The sequence below is a fragment of the Pseudomonas kitaguniensis genome (assembly GCF_009296165.1).
In the GTDB taxonomy this organism is placed as follows: Bacteria; Pseudomonadota; Gammaproteobacteria; order Pseudomonadales; family Pseudomonadaceae; genus Aquipseudomonas; species Aquipseudomonas kitaguniensis.
Genome location: NZ_VUAZ01000065.1, coordinates 64,169 through 80,090, shown reverse-complemented (window position 1 = coordinate 80,090; position 15,922 = coordinate 64,169). Strand labels below are relative to the sequence as shown.

Genomic DNA, 15,922 nt, shown 5'->3' with positions numbered 1-15,922 from the left:
TCGCGATGCAGACACCTCGGTCCATCAGGCACACTGCGTTGATGCTATCGCGAGCAAGCCCGCTCCCACAAAAGCGCTTTTGTTCCTGGACGCGCGCCGTTAGCCTCGATGGGCCGCCCACGTTCATCACGGCGGGCTTTTTCGCGTCGGCGGCTTTATCATTGGCCGACGTTTTCTTGCAGAGTGTTCCATGAAGTTCGCGATTGCGCTGTTTTCCGCCGCCCACGCGCCCTCCTCGCGCCGCGCCTTGCTGTTCGCCCAAGCCGTGCTTGCCGGTGGCCACGAGATTGTGCGGCTGTTTTTTTATCAGGACGGCGTTTACAGCGCCGCCAATACCATCGTCACGCCGCAGGATGAGCAAGACATTGCCCGCCAATGGCGCGAGTTCGTCAGCGCGCACCAGCTCGACGGCGTGGTATGTATCGCCGCCGCCTTGCGCCGTGGTGTGCTCAACAACGAAGAAGCCACACGCTACCAACGCAGCGCGGTGAACCTGGATGCGCCATGGGCGTTGTCCGGCCTTGGGCAGTTACATGACGCCGCCCAGGCCGCCGACCGTCTGATCTGTTTTGGAGGGCCGTGACATGTCCAAATCCTTGTTGGTGATCAGCCGCCAGCCACCGTGGGCCGGGCCGGGCGCGCGCGAAGCACTGGATATCGTGCTGGCCGGTGGCGCGTTTGACCTGCCGATTGGCCTGCTGTTTCTGGACGATGGCGTGTTCCAGTTGGCGCCGCATCAGAACGCCAAGGCCGTGCAGCAAAAAGACCTCAGCGCCAACCTGCAAGCGCTGGGCCTGTTCGGTATCGATGAAGTGTTCGCGTGCAGCCACAGCCTCGCCGAACGCGGGCTCACCGCCCCGGCCAGCGCCGAACCTCTGAGCAGCGAGGCTATCGCCCAGCTGATTGACCGTTACGACCAGGTGATTACCCTCTGATGTCGACTTTACACGTGGTGTCTCATTCCCCGTTTACCGACAGCCGCCTGGCCAGTTGCCTGCGCGTGTGCGGCGCCGACGACGCCATTCTGCTGTGCGGCGACGGCGCCTACGGCCTGCACAACCCGGCCCTGCAGACTAAAGGCGTGAAGGTGTTTGTGCTGGCCGAAGACATGCAGGCGCGCAACCTGCCCCTGCCGGATTGGGCCGACAGCGTCGACTACCCGGGTTTTGTGCAATTGTCGATCGACTACGCCAAGGTCAACACCTGGCTATGAACACATTGACCGTAGGCGAGCGCACGCTGGCGCTGGACAAGGACGGCTACCTCGTCGACCTGAATGACTGGTCCGCCGACGTCGCCAACGCCCTGGCCGCCGCAGAAGCGCTGGAGCTGACCGCGAACCACTGGGAAATTCTCGAGCTGCTGCGCGGGTTCTACGCCGAATTTCAGCTGTCGCCTGCCACGCGCCCCCTGATCAAGTACGCAGCCATAAAGCTCGGCCCGGAAAAGGGCAACAGCCTGCACCTCAACACACTGTTCAACGGCACTCCCGCCAAACTCGCCGCCAAGCTGGCGGGCCTGCCCAGGCCGACGAATTGCTTATGACCGACTTTGCTCCGCTGACCCTTGAAACCCCTGCCGAACACCCGTTTGCGCAGTTCGTGCGCATCCTCGGCAAAGGCAAGCGCGGCGCGCGCAACCTGACCCGCGAAGAAGCGCGTGAAGCGATGGGCATGCTGCTCGATGAAAAAGTCGAAGACACCCAGCTCGGCGCGTTCCTGATGCTGCTGCGCCACAAGGAAGAAAGCCCGGAAGAACTCGCAGGGTTCACCGAAGCGGTGCGTGAGCGCCTCAACGCCCCGGCGCTGAACGTGGACATTGACTGGCCGACCTACGCGGGCAAAAAACGCCACTTGCCGTGGTATTTGCTCGCGGCCAAGTGCCTGGCGCAAAACGGCGTGCGTATCCTCATGCACGGCGGCGGCGCACACACGGCCGGGCGGCTGTATACCGAGCAACTGCTGGAAGGCTTGCAGATACCTCTGTGCCGTAATTGGCAGCAGGTGCAGGCAGCTTTCGAACAAGGCAACCTGGCGTTTATCCCGCTGGGCGACTGGGCGCCGCAACTGCAGCGCATGATCGACTTGCGTAACACGCTGGGCCTGCGCTCGCCGATCCATTCCCTGGCACGCCTGCTCAATCCGTTGAACGCGCGTTGCGGCCTGCAAAGTATTTTCCACCCGGGTTATCAGGGCGTGCACCGCGATGCCAGCGGCCTGCTCGGCGACAACGTGATTGTGGTCAAGGGCGACGGCGGCGAAGTCGAGATCAACCCCGATGCTGCGAGCCACCTGTACGGCACCACCGGTGGCGAAAGCTGGGACGAAGAGTGGCCCGCCCTCGCCGCTCAACGTCACGTCAAACCCGCCAGCCTTGAGCCCGAGCATTTAAAAGCGCTGTGGCGCGGTGACGTCGAAGACAGTTACCCGCAATTGGCCCTGATCGCTACCATGGCGCTGGCCTTGCGCGGCCTCGGCCACCCACGCGCGCAGGCGTTCGAATTGGCTCAGCAATACTGGGATGCTCGGAACAAATCGATTTAATCGATCATTCACCCGCGCTCTTTGCGCTTTTAGTTCGAACTCAGCCCGTTAGACTGGGCTCCAACGCTTAATTAGCCAAGGAGCCAGTCATGGGTTTGCTGATCGAAGGACACTGGAAAGACCAGTGGTACGAAAGTAGCGCAGACGGCGCTTTCCAGCGCGAACAGGCACAACGCCGCCACTGGGTGACCGCCGACGGCCAGCCTGGGCCAAGCGGTGACGGCGGCTTCAAGGCCGAGGCCGGTCGCTACCATCTGTATGTCTCGCTCGCGTGCCCTTGGGCGCACCGCACGCTGATCCTGCGCAAACTCAAAGGGCTCGAAAGCCTGATTGACGTGTCAGTGGTCAGTTGGTTGATGCTGGAAAACGGCTGGACCTTCGACAAGGCCCACGGCGCCAGCGGCGATAAACTCGATGACTTCCAATTCATGCACCAGCGCTACACCGCCGACACCGCCGACTACACCGGCCGTGTCACGGTGCCAGTGCTGTGGGACAAGCAACTCAACCGCATCGTCAGCAACGAGTCGGCGGAGATCATCCGCATGTTTAACAGTGCGTTTAATCAACTGACCGGCAATACGCTGGATTTTTACCCCGAGGCCCTGCGCCCAAGCATCGACGCGCTAAACGAGCGCATCTACCCCGCCGTCAACAATGGCGTGTACCGCGCGGGTTTCGCGACCTCGCAAACAGCCTATGAAAGCGCGTTTGATGATGTATTTGCCGAACTGGATAACCTGGAGCAGCACCTGGATAACCACCGTTATCTGGCCGGGGAATACCTGACCGAAGCCGATGTGCGACTGTTCACCACGCTGATTCGCTTTGATGCGGTGTATTACAGCCACTTCAAGTGCAACTTGCGCAGGATTGCCGATTATCCAAACTTATCGAACTGGTTGAGGGAGATGTACCAGTGGCCAGGCGTGGCCGAGACGGTGGATTTTGAGCACATCAAGGGGCATTACTACGCCAGCCACCGGACGATTAACCCGACGGGGATTGTGCCCAAGGGGCCGTTGCAACAGTTTGATGCAGGGCATGATCGGCAGCGCTTGGGCGGTCAAGGCGTCTGGGGCTGATCCGACTGATGGTGTGGGCTTGAGAGCCTCATCGGGAGCAAGCCCCCTCCCACCTTGGAATGCGTTCCAAGGTGGGAGGTGTTTGTGAATCTCAGACTTGAGACTGGGCGCCTTCGAACCATTTCAGTTTTTCGCGCAACACCACCACTTCGCCGACGATCACCAGTGTTGGCGCATGCACCTCGTGCTCCGCGACCATGCGTGGCAAATCCGCCAGGGTGCCGGTAAACACACGCTGGTTGGACGTGGTGCCTTGCTGGATCAACGCCGCCGGCGTATCTGGCGCACGGCCATGTTTGATCAGCTGTTCGCAGATGACCGGCAGGCCGATCAGGCCCATGTAGAACACCAGGGTCTGCGACGGTCCCACCAGGTCTCGCCACGGCAGATCCGATGTGCCGTTCTTCAAATGCCCGGTGATGAAACGTACCGATTGCGCGTAATCGCGATGTGTCAGCGGAATCCCGGCATACGCCGCACAACCACTGGCCGCGGTAATCCCCGGTACCACCTGGAACGGGATGCCATGCGCCGCCAGCTCTTCGATCTCTTCGCCACCACGGCCAAAGATAAACGGGTCGCCGCCCTTGAGGCGCAGCACGCGTTTGCCTTGTTTGGCCAGGTCCACCAATTGCTGGTTGATCTGGTCCTGCGGCACCGCGTGTTCAGCACGACGCTTGCCGACATACACCCGCTCGGCGTCGCGACGGCACAGCTCAAGTATCGCCGGGGCTACCAGGCGGTCGTAGAGTACGACGTCGGCTTGCTGCATCAGGCGCAGGGCGCGAAAGGTCAACAGGTCGGGATCACCCGGGCCTGCGCCCACCAGGTAAACCTCGCCCGGCGCGTGTGGGGGCGCACCGTTGACCTTGTCGATCAACAGACGCTCGGCTTCAGCGCCCTGCCCGGCCAACTGGCGGTCGGCAATCGGGCCTTGGAAAACCTCTTCCCAAAACGCACGACGCTGCTGCACATCCGGGTACAACGCTTTGACCTGCGCACGAAAACGCGCCGCCAACCCGGCCAGTTGGCCGTAGGTGGACGGAATCCAGGTTTCCAGTTTGGCGCGGATCAAACGCGCCAGCACCGGCGCATCGCCGCCGCTGGACACTGCAATCACCAACGGCGAACGGTCGACAATCGCCGGGAAGATCACGCTGCACAAGGCTGGCGCGTCCACCACGTTGACCGGAACGCAGCGGCGCTTGGCATCGCTGGACACTTGCGCGTTGAGCGGCTCGTCATCGGTTGCGGCGATGATCAGGGTGCAACCGTCAAGGTCGGCCTCCTGATAACCGCGCAAAAACAGTTCCCCGCCACTGCGCAGCACCAGCTCACGTAACTGGTCTTCGATCTGTGGCGCAACCACCTGCAGCAATGCACCGGCGTCGGCCAGCAGGCGGGATTTGCGCAAGGCAATTTCCCCACCGCCGACGACCAACACACGACTGCCGCGCAGGTTATGAAACAGCGGCAGAAATTCCATTTAACCGATGACCTCAACGCCCGCCATGTAAGGCTTGAGCACTTCAGGTACGCGGATCGAACCGTCAGCCTGCTGGTAGTTTTCCAGCACGGCTACCAAGGTACGGCCTACGGCCAGGCCCGAACCGTTGAGGGTGTGCACCAGTTCCGGCTTGCCGGTTTCCGGGTTACGGAAACGCGCCTGCATGCGACGGGCCTGGAAATCACCGCAGTTGGAGCACGACGAAATCTCGCGGTACTTGTCCTGGCTCGGCACCCACACTTCAAGGTCGTAGGTTTTCACGGCGCTGAAACCCATGTCGCCGGTGCACAGCGCCAGAACGCGGTATGGCAGCTCCAACAGTTGCAGCACGCGCTCGGCATTGGCAGTCAGGCCTTCCAGCGCTTGCATCGACGTCGACGGTTCAACCACTTGCACCATCTCGACCTTGTCGAACTGGTGCTGGCGGATCATGCCACGCGTATCGCGACCGGAGGCACCGGCTTCACTGCGAAAGCACGGGCTGTGGGCGACGAACTTCAGCGGCAGTTGCTTGGCATCGAGAATTGCGCCAGACACGATATTAGTCAGCGACACTTCGGCGGTCGGAATCAAGTACAGGTCGGCTTCGCCGTCGCGGCTGATCTTGAACAGGTCTTCTTCGAATTTCGGCAACTGGCTGGTGCCCATCAGCGCTGGCGCCTGCACCAAGTACGGCGTGTAGGCTTCTTCGTAACCGTGCTCGGCGGTGTGCAGGTTGATCATGAACTGCGCGAGTGCACGGTGCATCCGCGCGATTGGGCCACGCAGCAAGGCAAAACGTGCGCCGGACATTTTGGCAGCGGTTTCAAAATCCAGGCCGCCGGTCAGCTCACCCAATGCAACGTGGTCCTTGATCTCGAAATCAAAGGTCTTCGGCGTACCCCAGCGGCGCACTTCAACGTTGCCGTCTTCGTCTTCGCCAATCGGCACGGAGTCGTGCGGCAGGTTGGGAATGCCCAGCAGGATCGAATCCAGCTCGGTCTGAATGCCATCCAGCTCGATTTTGCCGTCGGACAGCTCAGTGCCCATCCGCTCGACGTCGGCCATCAACGGCGCGATGTCTTCACCGCGCTGCTTGGCCTGACCGATGGATTTGGAACGCGCATTACGCTCAGCCTGCAGTGCTTCGGTGCGGGTCTGGACGGTCTTGCGCTGTTCTTCCAGCGCTTCGATGCGCGCAACATCCAAGGCAAAGCCACGGGATGCGAGGCGGTCCGCTACGTCCTGAAGGTTGCTACGTAACAGTTTGGAATCGAGCATGTCGGTCTCTCGTTTATCAAAGTTTGGTCAAGGACAGGCCAGCCCACGTGGCGAGCAGCCCGCCGAACACGCTGATACCCAGGTAACCGAACGCTACCAGGGCCTGCCCGCTTTCCAGCAAGCGCAGCGTGTCCAGTGAAAAGGATGAAAAGGTCGTCAGACCGCCTACAAAGCCGACAATCAAGCCGGCGCGAATCTCAATCGGCACTTCCGGGCGCAACAGGAACCAGCCGTACAACAGCCCGATAATCAAGCAGCCCACCAGGTTGACTGCCAGGGTCGCCGCATAAAAATGCTTCGGCCAGTTGGCGCTCACCCACGTACCGGTGGCGAAACGCAATAATGTACCAGCGATGCCGGCTGCGGACACGGCAAGAATCGTCTTGAGCACTACTTTCTCCGCTGTTTGGGGCTGAGTCGATCAAGTTGCGCGAGATGGCTGAGCTTTTCACCGATCTTCAGTTCCAGGCCACGCGGCACGGGCTGGTAGAACGGTTGCGGCTCAAGCTCGTCAGGGAAGTAATCTTCACCGGCCGCATAGGCGTCCGGCTCATCATGCGCGTAGCGGTATTCATCACCGTAGCCGAGTTGTTTCATCAGCTTGGTCGGCGCATTTCGCAGGTGCAGCGGCACTTCCAGCGAGCCGTATTCGGCGGCGGCACGCAGGGCTGACTTGAAGCCCATGTACACCGCGTTGCTTTTGGGCGCGCAGGCCAAATACGTAATGGCCTGAGCCACCGCCAACTCGCCTTCCGGGCTGCCCAGGCGCTCCTGCACTTCCCACGCCGCCAAGCACAAACTCAGCGCACGCGGGTCGGCGTTGCCGATGTCTTCGCTGGCCATGCGCACCACGCGGCGCGCGAGGTACAGCGGGTCGCAGCCGCCGTCGATCATCCGCGCAAACCAATACAACGCGCCGTCGGGGTTGGAGCCACGCACCGATTTGTGCAGTGCGGAAATCTGGTCGTAAAACGCTTCGCCGCCCTTGTCGAAACGACGCCGCGTGTCGCCGAGCAGGCTTTGCAGGAGGTCGACGCCGATCTCGCTGTTGTCTTCGGCAAGGTCGGAGGCGTTCTCCAACAGGTTGAGAAAGCGCCGCCCGTCGCCATCGGCGGCGCTCAGCAGAATGTTGAAACCTTCTTCGCCGAGACTCAACTGGCGCTTGCCCAAACCTTTGTCTTCGCTCAGGGCGCGCTGCAACAGCTTGCGCATCGCGGCCTCGTCGAGGCTTTTGAGTACATACACCCGCGCGCGCGACAGCAAAGCGTTATTCAGTTCAAACGAGGGGTTTTCGGTGGTGGCGCCGATAAAAATCAGCGTGCCGTCTTCGACATACGGCAAAAACGCATCCTGCTGCGACTTGTTGAAACGGTGCACTTCGTCGACGAACAGAATCGTGCGTTTGCCGTACTGCCCGGCCTGCTGCTTGGCCACTTCCACTGCCTGGCGAATCTCTTTGACCCCGGCCAACACCGCCGAGACTGTTTCAAAGTGCGCATCCGAAACTTTTGCCAAGAGCCGCGCCAGGGTGGTTTTACCCACGCCCGGCGGGCCCCAGAAAATCATCGAATGCAACGCACCCTGCTCCAGCGCTTCGCGCAAAGGCTTGCCGCGCGCAAGCAGGTGTTCTTGCCCGACGTACTCATCCAGGTTGGTCGAACGCAAGCGCGCGGCCAGGGGTTGAGCAATCGGGTCACTTCGAAACAAATCCATGGGCAGCGTTTGAAACCTCTAAGCGGGTTATTCCTGGATCACGTCGGCACCCTTGGGGATGACAAACTTGAACTTGGATGCATCGACGACACCGTTGGCCTGGACGCCGGAGAACAGAATATCGGTGCGCTGGCCGACGCTGTCGATCAGGCGCATGTTGTTGATTACGCCGTTACCGAACGACAGTTGCAGGCTGTCAAACAGCGTGTCCTTGGATTTCGGCTTGAGGACGAACTCAATCACGTTGCTGGTTTGCTTGGACGTGATCTCGAAGCTGTCGCTGATTTTTGACACGTCGCCCGACAGCAGCAGCGCCGGGGTCTGGTTCAAACGCGGGTCGAGCTTCTTGATGGTCGCCTGTTCCAGGTCCGGGTCCCACAGGGTGACCTTTTGGCCGTCGGAAACGATAGTTTGCTCGTTCGGCGCGTCGGTTTTCCAGAAAAACAGGCCAGGGCGCTGCACGGCCATTTCACCAGCAGTTTGCTGCAACTGAGTGCCGCCGCCATCCAGGGTCATCTGGGTGAAGCGCGCAGTCAGGGTCTTGGATTTGTCCAAGAGGTTGGTCAGGCTGGCCACGGAGGCAGGGTCGGCGTGCGCCGAAACAGCGGTCAGGGCCAGTACCGGCAACAACAGCATGCGGATAAGACGCATGGGAGTCCTCATTGAGTCGTTAGGGCGTGCCGCGTGTTGCCACGCGGCACGTGATCAGTCGCGCATCTGCCCGGGGGCGATGACTTCGCGCGAGCCGTTGGTGTTCATTGCGGTCACCACGCCAGCGTTTTCCATGGATTCGATCATGCGAGCGGCGCGGTTGTAGCCGATTTTCAGTTTGCGCTGCACCGCAGAAATCGAGGCGCGACGGCTTTCGAGCACGAACGCCACGGCTTCGTCGTACAGCGCATCGGTTTCGGCATCGTCATCACTGCTGCTGCCGCCGTCGAAGCCGCTGCCGGCTTCTTCGACACCGGCCAGGATGTCGTCGTTGTATTCCGGCGCGCCACGCAGTTTCCAGGCTTCGACCACACGGTGTACTTCGTCATCGGACACAAAGGCGCCGTGAACACGGATCGGCAAGCTGGTGCCGGGCGGCATGTAGAGCATGTCACCATGGCCCAGCAGTTGCTCGGCGCCACCCTGGTCGATGATGGTTCGCGAGTCGATCTTGCTCGACACCTGGAACGCCATACGCGTCGGGATGTTGGCCTTGATCAAACCTGTGATCACGTCCACCGACGGGCGCTGGGTGGCCAGGATCAAGTGGATGCCGGCGGCACGTGCCTTCTGGGCGATACGCGCGATCAGCTCTTCAACTTTCTTGCCGACGATCATCATCATGTCGGCAAATTCGTCGACCACCACCACGATGGTCGGCAGCTTGGTCAGCAGCGGCGCTTCGTCGTGAATGCTTTCGCGCTTGTACAGCGGGTCGGCCAGCGGCGTGCCGGCGTCCTGCGCTTCCTTGACCTTGGCGTTGAAGCCTTGCAGGTTGCGCACACCCATTTTCGCCATCAGCTTGTAGCGGCGCTCCATCTCGGCCACGCTCCAGCGCAGGGCGTTGGCGGCGTCCTTCATGTCGGTCACAACCGGGCAGAGCAAGTGCGGAATGCCTTCGTAGATCGACAATTCAAGCATCTTCGGGTCGATCATGATCAGCTTGGCGTCTTCCGGGCCAGACTTGAACAGAATCGACAGGATCATCGCGTTCACACCCACCGACTTACCGGAACCGGTAGTACCGGCAACCAACAGGTGCGGCATCTTCGCCAGGTCAGTGATGACCGGCTTGCCGCCGATGTCGTGGCCAAGGGCCAAGGTGACCGGCGATTTGAAGTTGTCGTATTCGGGCGTCGAGAGCACCTCGGAGAAGCGCACGATCTGGCGGTCTTCGTTGGGAATCTCGATACCCACGGTGGTCTTGCCGGGGATCACTTCGACCACGCGCACGCTGGTCACCGCCAGGGAGCGCGCCAGGTCTTTGGCCAGGTTGGAAATGCGACTGACTTTTACCCCGGCAGCAGGCTGGATCTCGTAACGGGTAATCACCGGGCCGGGGTGGATCGAATCCACCGTGACTTCAACGCCGAATTCCTTGAGTTTGATTTCGAGCAGGTGGCCGACGGCCGCCAGGGACTCCGGCGAATAGTTGAGCTGTTTCTTTTCCGCAGGGTCAAGAATCGAGATCGGCGGCAAGGTGCCTTCCACGGCGCTGTCGACAAACAACGGCGCCTGTTTCTCTTTCTGCACGCGGTGGCTTGGCTCGGGGGCTTTGGGCGGCGCCGGGGCGATCACCGGCGGCACCTGCTTCTCGCGGTCCGACATGTGCTTGCTCAGCGCCTGCTCGCGCTCGATCAGGCGTTCCTTGACCTTGGCCTGCTCGCGCCGGTCCGGCGTGCTCGGGGCCACTACCTCATTGACGCGAGTGTCCACCTCACGCAACTGCGCGACCATGCGCTTGCGATCAACGCGGGCCGACCACCAACGGTTGGCAGCGCCCTGGAACAGCTCCAACAGGTCGAGGGTGATCTTGCCGGTCACGTCCATCACCTTGAACCACGACAAATCGGTGAACACGGTGAGGCCGAACAGGAACAGCGCGATAAACATCAAGGTGCTGCCCTGGATGTTCAGGCTCTTGCGCGCCAAATCGCCAAGGCTTTCGCCCAGCGCCCCGCCCGCGCCAGCCGGCAGGCCGGTGGGTGCATGAAAATGAATGTGCGCCAGAGCAGCACCGGACAGCACCAGGAACACCAGGCCGATCAGGCGCCACGAAAACAGCCAGCCGCTCCACTGCCACGGCTCATGTCGCTGGCGGAAGATCTGCCAGGTCTTGATCGCCAGCAGCAACGGGAAGATGTAAGCGAAGTAACCCAGCACCATAAACAGGATGTCGGCGCTGTAGGAACCGGCTGGGCCGCCGAAGTTCTGCACGTCTTCGATCTTGCTGTTATGGCTCCAGCCCGGATCGTCCTTGCCATACGTGAGCAAGGCCATCATCAGAAACAGGCACAGGGCGCCGATGGCAATCAGCGCACCTTCCTTGAGTCGATAGTGCAGGTGCTGGCGCCAGGCCGGAACGACTGCTGCTTTAGGTGTTGCGGCGGATTTCTTCAAAACGGGTCTTTTCCTGCGCCTTTAGCGCGTCCATCTATTATTGAATGACTGCAAAATACTGCTCAATCCAAGCAGTTGAAAAATGAACGAACGTCGGTGAACCTACGTTTAACACTGGGTGATGAATGGGTGGAATGGCGATAACGCCACAATGGCCGCATTGTACGGGTTTGCGTGCGGTATGCCACGCACTTGCCCTTCCCCAGCAGCATAGACAATTGAAGTGTCACGGCATGTTCAATTTGAGCATGCATTGCCTTTGCTGACAAAGGCTTATGAGCTGTTTTTAGCAATCCAGGCAAGCTTGGCCAATGGCCTGCATGCGCCAGACCCGATTACGACCGCGCCTCAGGCATAGAGTTGCAGAAACACCCGCTAACGCTAATCCGCGTGGATACCCGATTCGGGGTGGCCTCACACGGCAGCGTCGACAATAATCAACACTCAAGCGGCGGGCGCTATAACCTGCCACTCCCCTCCCCTTCCATAAGCCTGGATGCCATGCTGACCTGGTTACAACGCGACTCCCTGACTTTTCCGCCACTGGCCAAGGCCATGCGTGAACCCAATGGCCTGCTTGCCGCGGGTGGCGACCTGTCGGCCGAGCGCCTGGTGCAGGCCTATCGACATGGCTGCTTTCCGTGGTTCTCCGAAGGCCAGCCCATCCTCTGGTGGTCGCCAGACCCACGCACGGTGATATTCCCCGACGAGCTGCACGTATCGCGCAGTCTCGGCAAATTATTGCGCCAGCAGCGGTATACGGTGACCTTCGATCAGGATTTTGCCGCCGTCATCCAGGCCTGCGCAGCGCCCCGCGCGTATGCCGACAGCACCTGGATCACCGAAAGCATCCAAAGCGCCTACCTGAAACTGCACCAGCGTGGCTACGCGCACTCCGTGGAGGTGTGGGACCAGGGCGAACTGGTCGGCGGCCTGTATGGTTTGGCGATGGGCCAACTGTTCTTTGGTGAATCGATGTTCAGCCGCGCCGACAATGCCTCCAAATTCGGCTTTGCCACACTGACCCGGCAATTGCAGGCCTGGGGTTTTGTGCTGATCGACTGCCAAATGCCCAATGACCACCTGCACAGCCTTGGCGCCCGCGCCATACCACGCAGTACGTTCGCGGACTTTCTGCGCAACCATTTGGACCAACCCAACGCCGGGCCGTGGGTTTCTTAAGCGACTTGCGCGCACCTGGCTTACACTTATTCAAAGGTTATTCCGAGGGTTGATCATGACCGAGCTGGCGCGCTTGAAGTTTTATGCCACTCAAGCCCACTCCTGCAGCTATTTGCCCGATGAGCAGGCCACCACGCTGTTCCTCGATCCCAGCCAGCCGATGGACGTGCACGTGTACGCCGACCTTTCGGAGATGGGCTTCAGGCGCAGCGGTGATCACCTGTACCGGCCGCACTGCCAGAACTGCAATGCCTGCGTGCCGGCACGCCTGCCTGTCGCGCAATTTTTGCCGGACCGCAACCAAAAGCGCATCCTCAAGCGCAATGCCGACCTCACGGTCACCGAAACCAAGCCGGACTTCAGCGAAGAATATTTCGACCTGTACCAACGCTACATCGAACAACGCCACGCCGACGGCGATATGTTCCCGCCCAGCCGCGAACAGTTTTCGACGTTCCTGGTACGTGACCTGCCCTTCTCGCGCTTTTATGAATTTCGCCTGGAGGGGCGCCTGCTGGCGGTCGCCGTGACCGATTTGCTGCCTAACGGCCTCTCGGCGGTCTACACCTTCTATGAGCCGGCTGAAGAACGCCGCAGCCTGGGGCGCTACGCGATCCTCTGGCAAATCGGCGAAGCCCTGCGCCTGGAACTTGAGGCGGTGTACCTCGGATACTGGATCAAAAACTGCAAAAAAATGAATTACAAGACCCAATATCGGCCCATAGAACTGCTGATTAATCAAAGATGGGTCACGCTTAACTAGAACCCCTTGGCTTAAACACCCTTTTTCGGGCACAATGCACGCCGCTTTTGCCTGGCGCAGTTGCACCGGGCCATTCACTGGATACCGAGGGCTTTACTGCATGTCGAAAGAAGACAGCTTCGAAATGGAAGGCACTGTCGTCGACACCCTGCCCAACACCATGTTTCGTGTGGAGTTGGAAAATGGGCACGTCGTAACCGCGCATATCTCCGGCAAGATGCGCAAGAACTACATTCGTATTCTTACCGGCGACAAAGTGCGCGTCGAGCTGACGCCCTATGACTTGAGCAAAGGGCGCATCACTTACCGCGCTCGTTAATCAAGTCAATACAAAACGCCCGGTTATGCCGGGCGTTTTTGTGTGCATAGGCTTTAGCAAACACCGGGGGAGCTTGCTCCCACGCTGGCTCTTCATTGTTCTGACAATTGCATTTGCAGACAGCAAAAAGGCGCCTTTCGGCGCCTTTGCTTTTTGTGCTGCTGTCGGTCAGGCCATTTCGGCTGTGGTTTCGAACTCGAAGGTCAGCTCGCCGTCCTTCAGGTCGATATGCACCACGCCACCATGGTCGGCCAGTTCGCCAAACAGGATCTCTTCGGCCAGCGGCCGTTTGATCTTGTCCTGGATCAGACGTGCCATTGGGCGAGCGCCCATTGCCGCGTCGTAGCCACCCTCTGCCAGCCAATTGCGCGCCGCATCCGTCACTTCCAACTGCACGCGTTTGTCTTCCAACTGCGCTTGAAGTTCGGTAAGGAACTTGTCCACCACACTTTTGATGACCTCATGGCTGAGGCGACCAAACTGGATAATGGTGTCCAGGCGGTTGCGGAACTCCGGCGTGAAGCTCTTCTTGATCACTCCATCGCATCAGAGGAGTGATCCTGATGCGTAAAGCCGATAGAAGCCCGCGCGGCCGTTTCGGCACCGGCGTTGGTGGTCATGATCACGATCACGTTGCGGAAGTCCGCTTTGCGCCCATTGTTGTCGGTCAGCGTGCCGTGGTCCATAACCTGCAGCAGCAGGTTGAAGACTTCCGGGTGGGCCTTCTCGATTTCATCGAGCAGCAACACGCAATGCGGCTGCTTGGTAATCGCTTCAGTCAGCAGGCCGCCCTGGTCGAACCCGACATAGCCCGGAGGCGCACCGATCAGGCGCGACACGGTGTGGCGCTCCATGTACTCGGACATGTCGAAACGCACCAGCTCAATGCCCATGGCTTTGGCCAACTGCCGCGCCGCCTCGGTTTTGCCGACGCCGGTCGGGCCTGCGAACAGGAACGAACCGACCGGCTTGTCTGGCGACTTGAGGCCCGCACGCGACAACTTGATCGCCGTGGACAGCGAGTCGATGGCCGCATCCTGACCAAACACGGTCAGCTTGAGGTCACGCTCCAGGTTACGCAGCAGCTCCCGGTCGGAGGTGTTGACGTGTTTTGGCGGAATACGCGCGATCTTCGCCACGATGTCCTCGACCTGAGGCACGTCGATGCGTTTCACACGCTTCTCGACCGGCTGCAGGCGCTGGTAGGCACCCGCTTCGTCGATCACGTCAATCGCCTTGTCCGGCATGTGCCGATCATTGATATAGCGCGATGCCAACTCTGCTGCAGCACGCAAGGCTTCATCGGTGTATTCGATGCCATGGTGCGCCTCAAAGCGCCCCTTGAGCCCGCGCAGGATGCCGATCGTGTCTTCAACCGAAGGCTCGGACACGTCGACTTTCTGGAAGCGGCGCGCCAAGGCACGGTCTTTCTCGAAGATCCCGCGAAATTCCTGGAACGTGGTCGAGCCGATGCAGCGAATATCACCCGACGACAGCAACGGCTTAAGCAGGTTGGACGCATCCATCACCCCGCCGGAGGCCGCACCGGCACCAATAATGGTGTGAATTTCATCGATAAACAAAATCGCTTGCGGACGTTTTTTCAGTTCGCCGAGCAACGCCTTGAAGCGTTTCTCGAAATCGCCACGGTACTTGGTGCCTGCGAGCAATGCCCCAAGGTCCAGCGAGTAGACGACGCTGTTGGCCAGCAGGTCAGGCACCTGGTTATCGACGATGCGCTTGGCCAAGCCTTCGGCGATCGCGGTTTTACCCACGCCCGCCTCGCCCACCAACAGCGGGTTGTTTTTGCGACGACGCGCGAGGATCTGCGCCACGCGCTCAACCTCAAGCTCACGCCCAACCAACGGATCAATCCGGCCCTGGCGTGCCAACTCGTTAAGGTTGCTGGCATAAGCATCCAGTGGGTTGCCCGAAGAAGAAGACTCACCGCCCTCGTCGTCCTGCATTTCTTGCTCACCCTCGGAATGATCGCCGTGCCCGGCACCTTGGAGATACCGTGGGCGATGTAGTTGACGACATCAATGCGCGCAACGCTCTGCTGTTTCAGCAAGAACACTGCCTGGCTTTCCTGTTCGCTGAAAATCGCCACAAGCACGTTGGCGCCTGTGACTTCACGCTTACCGGAGCTCTGTACATGGAACACAGCACGCTGCAACACCCGCTGGAAGCCCAGCGTTGGCTGAGTTTCGCGGTCCTCGTCATGCACGGGGATCAATGGCGTGGTGGAGTCGATAAACTCCTGCAGGTCATGCTTGAGTTTGTCGAGGTTGGCGCCACACGCACGCAAAACGGTGGCGGCAGCTTCGTTATCCAAAAGTGCCAGCAGCAGGTGTTCGACGGTCATGAATTCATGACGCTTCGAACGAGCCTCCTTGAAGGCAAGATTGAGGGTGACTTCGAGCTCGCGGTTTAACATAG

15 protein-coding genes and 1 pseudogene are annotated in these 15,922 nt (G+C 60.2%); 9 read left to right on the top strand and 7 right to left on the bottom strand.

Annotation, left to right across the window (positions count from 1 at the left end):
* Positions 1–190: 190 nt before the first annotated feature.
* The 6 genes from tusD (at position 191) to F0169_RS12435 (ending at position 3,628) form a co-directional block, all read left to right on the top strand.
* Positions 191–583, top strand: a complete 393-nt coding sequence (gene tusD, locus F0169_RS12460) for a sulfurtransferase complex subunit TusD (protein WP_058415479.1) — start codon at positions 191–193, stop codon at positions 581–583.
* A gap of 1 nt (position 584) precedes the next feature.
* Entirely contained in the window at positions 585–935 is a 351-nt protein-coding gene (tusC, locus tag F0169_RS12455; RefSeq protein ID WP_058415480.1) for a sulfurtransferase complex subunit TusC, read from the top strand.
* Positions 935–1,213, top strand: coding sequence for a sulfurtransferase complex subunit TusB (gene tusB / locus F0169_RS12450; RefSeq protein ID WP_152746692.1), 279 nt, complete (start codon positions 935–937; stop codon positions 1,211–1,213). The genes tusC and tusB overlap by 1 nt, the downstream gene beginning before the upstream one ends.
* Entirely contained in the window at positions 1,210–1,545 is a 336-nt protein-coding gene (locus F0169_RS12445) for a TusE/DsrC/DsvC family sulfur relay protein (RefSeq protein ID WP_122250085.1), read from the top strand. The genes tusB and F0169_RS12445 overlap by 4 nt, the downstream gene beginning before the upstream one ends.
* The gene (locus tag F0169_RS12440; RefSeq protein ID WP_152746691.1) at positions 1,542–2,543 is read left to right on the top strand and encodes a glycosyl transferase family protein; all 1,002 of its coding nucleotides are present in this window, start codon (positions 1,542–1,544) and stop codon (positions 2,541–2,543) included. Before F0169_RS12445 ends, F0169_RS12440 begins: the two co-directional genes overlap by 4 nt.
* A gap of 89 nt (positions 2,544–2,632) precedes the next feature.
* A complete protein-coding gene (locus F0169_RS12435; RefSeq protein ID WP_152746690.1) occupies positions 2,633–3,628 on the top strand; it encodes a glutathione S-transferase family protein in 996 nt (331 codons plus the stop codon).
* A 91-nt stretch (positions 3,629–3,719) separates the two neighbouring features.
* On the opposite strand, the gene cysG is transcribed toward F0169_RS12435, so the two are convergent.
* From cysG to F0169_RS12405, 6 genes are read right to left on the bottom strand one after another with little or no spacing between them, the layout of a single operon-like run.
* On the bottom strand, positions 3,720–5,114 hold the full coding sequence (cysG, locus tag F0169_RS12430; protein WP_058415485.1) for a siroheme synthase CysG: 1,395 nt from the start codon (positions 5,112–5,114) through the stop codon (positions 3,720–3,722).
* Positions 5,115–6,395 carry a serine--tRNA ligase gene (gene serS / locus F0169_RS12425; protein WP_152746689.1) on the bottom strand — a complete coding sequence of 427 codons (1,281 nt, stop codon included), beginning with the start codon at positions 6,393–6,395 and terminating at the stop codon, positions 5,115–5,117.
* A 16-nt stretch (positions 6,396–6,411) separates the two neighbouring features.
* Positions 6,412–6,786 carry a fluoride efflux transporter CrcB gene (crcB, locus tag F0169_RS12420; RefSeq protein WP_003232122.1) on the bottom strand — a complete coding sequence of 125 codons (375 nt, stop codon included), beginning with the start codon at positions 6,784–6,786 and terminating at the stop codon, positions 6,412–6,414.
* A complete protein-coding gene (locus tag F0169_RS12415) occupies positions 6,786–8,108 on the bottom strand; it encodes a replication-associated recombination protein A (protein WP_152746688.1) in 1,323 nt (440 codons plus the stop codon). Before F0169_RS12415 ends, crcB begins: the two co-directional genes overlap by 1 nt.
* A 27-nt stretch (positions 8,109–8,135) precedes the next feature.
* On the bottom strand, positions 8,136–8,759 hold the full coding sequence (lolA, locus tag F0169_RS12410; protein ID WP_152746687.1) for an outer membrane lipoprotein periplasmic chaperone LolA: 624 nt from the start codon (positions 8,757–8,759) through the stop codon (positions 8,136–8,138).
* Positions 8,760–8,813: 54 nt separating this feature from the next.
* On the bottom strand, positions 8,814–11,219 hold the full coding sequence (locus F0169_RS12405) for a DNA translocase FtsK (RefSeq protein ID WP_152746686.1): 2,406 nt from the start codon (positions 11,217–11,219) through the stop codon (positions 8,814–8,816).
* Between the two features lie 501 nt (positions 11,220–11,720).
* On the opposite strand from F0169_RS12405, the gene aat reads away from it, so the two are divergent.
* From aat to infA, 3 genes are all read left to right on the top strand, one after another.
* The gene (aat, locus tag F0169_RS12400; protein ID WP_152746685.1) at positions 11,721–12,401 is read left to right on the top strand and encodes a leucyl/phenylalanyl-tRNA--protein transferase; all 681 of its coding nucleotides are present in this window, start codon (positions 11,721–11,723) and stop codon (positions 12,399–12,401) included.
* A gap of 55 nt (positions 12,402–12,456) precedes the next feature.
* A complete protein-coding gene (locus tag F0169_RS12395) occupies positions 12,457–13,164 on the top strand; it encodes an arginyltransferase (RefSeq protein ID WP_058415593.1) in 708 nt (235 codons plus the stop codon).
* Between the two features lie 100 nt (positions 13,165–13,264).
* Positions 13,265–13,483: a translation initiation factor IF-1 gene (infA, locus tag F0169_RS12390; RefSeq protein WP_002553999.1), complete on the top strand. Its 219-nt coding sequence runs from the start codon at positions 13,265–13,267 to the stop codon at positions 13,481–13,483.
* Positions 13,484–13,651: 168 nt separating this feature from the next.
* Here the strand turns inward: infA and clpA are convergent.
* Positions 13,652–15,920 (bottom strand): annotated as a pseudogene (gene clpA / locus F0169_RS12385) (ATP-dependent Clp protease ATP-binding subunit ClpA).
* Between the last annotated feature and the right edge of the window lie 2 nt (positions 15,921–15,922).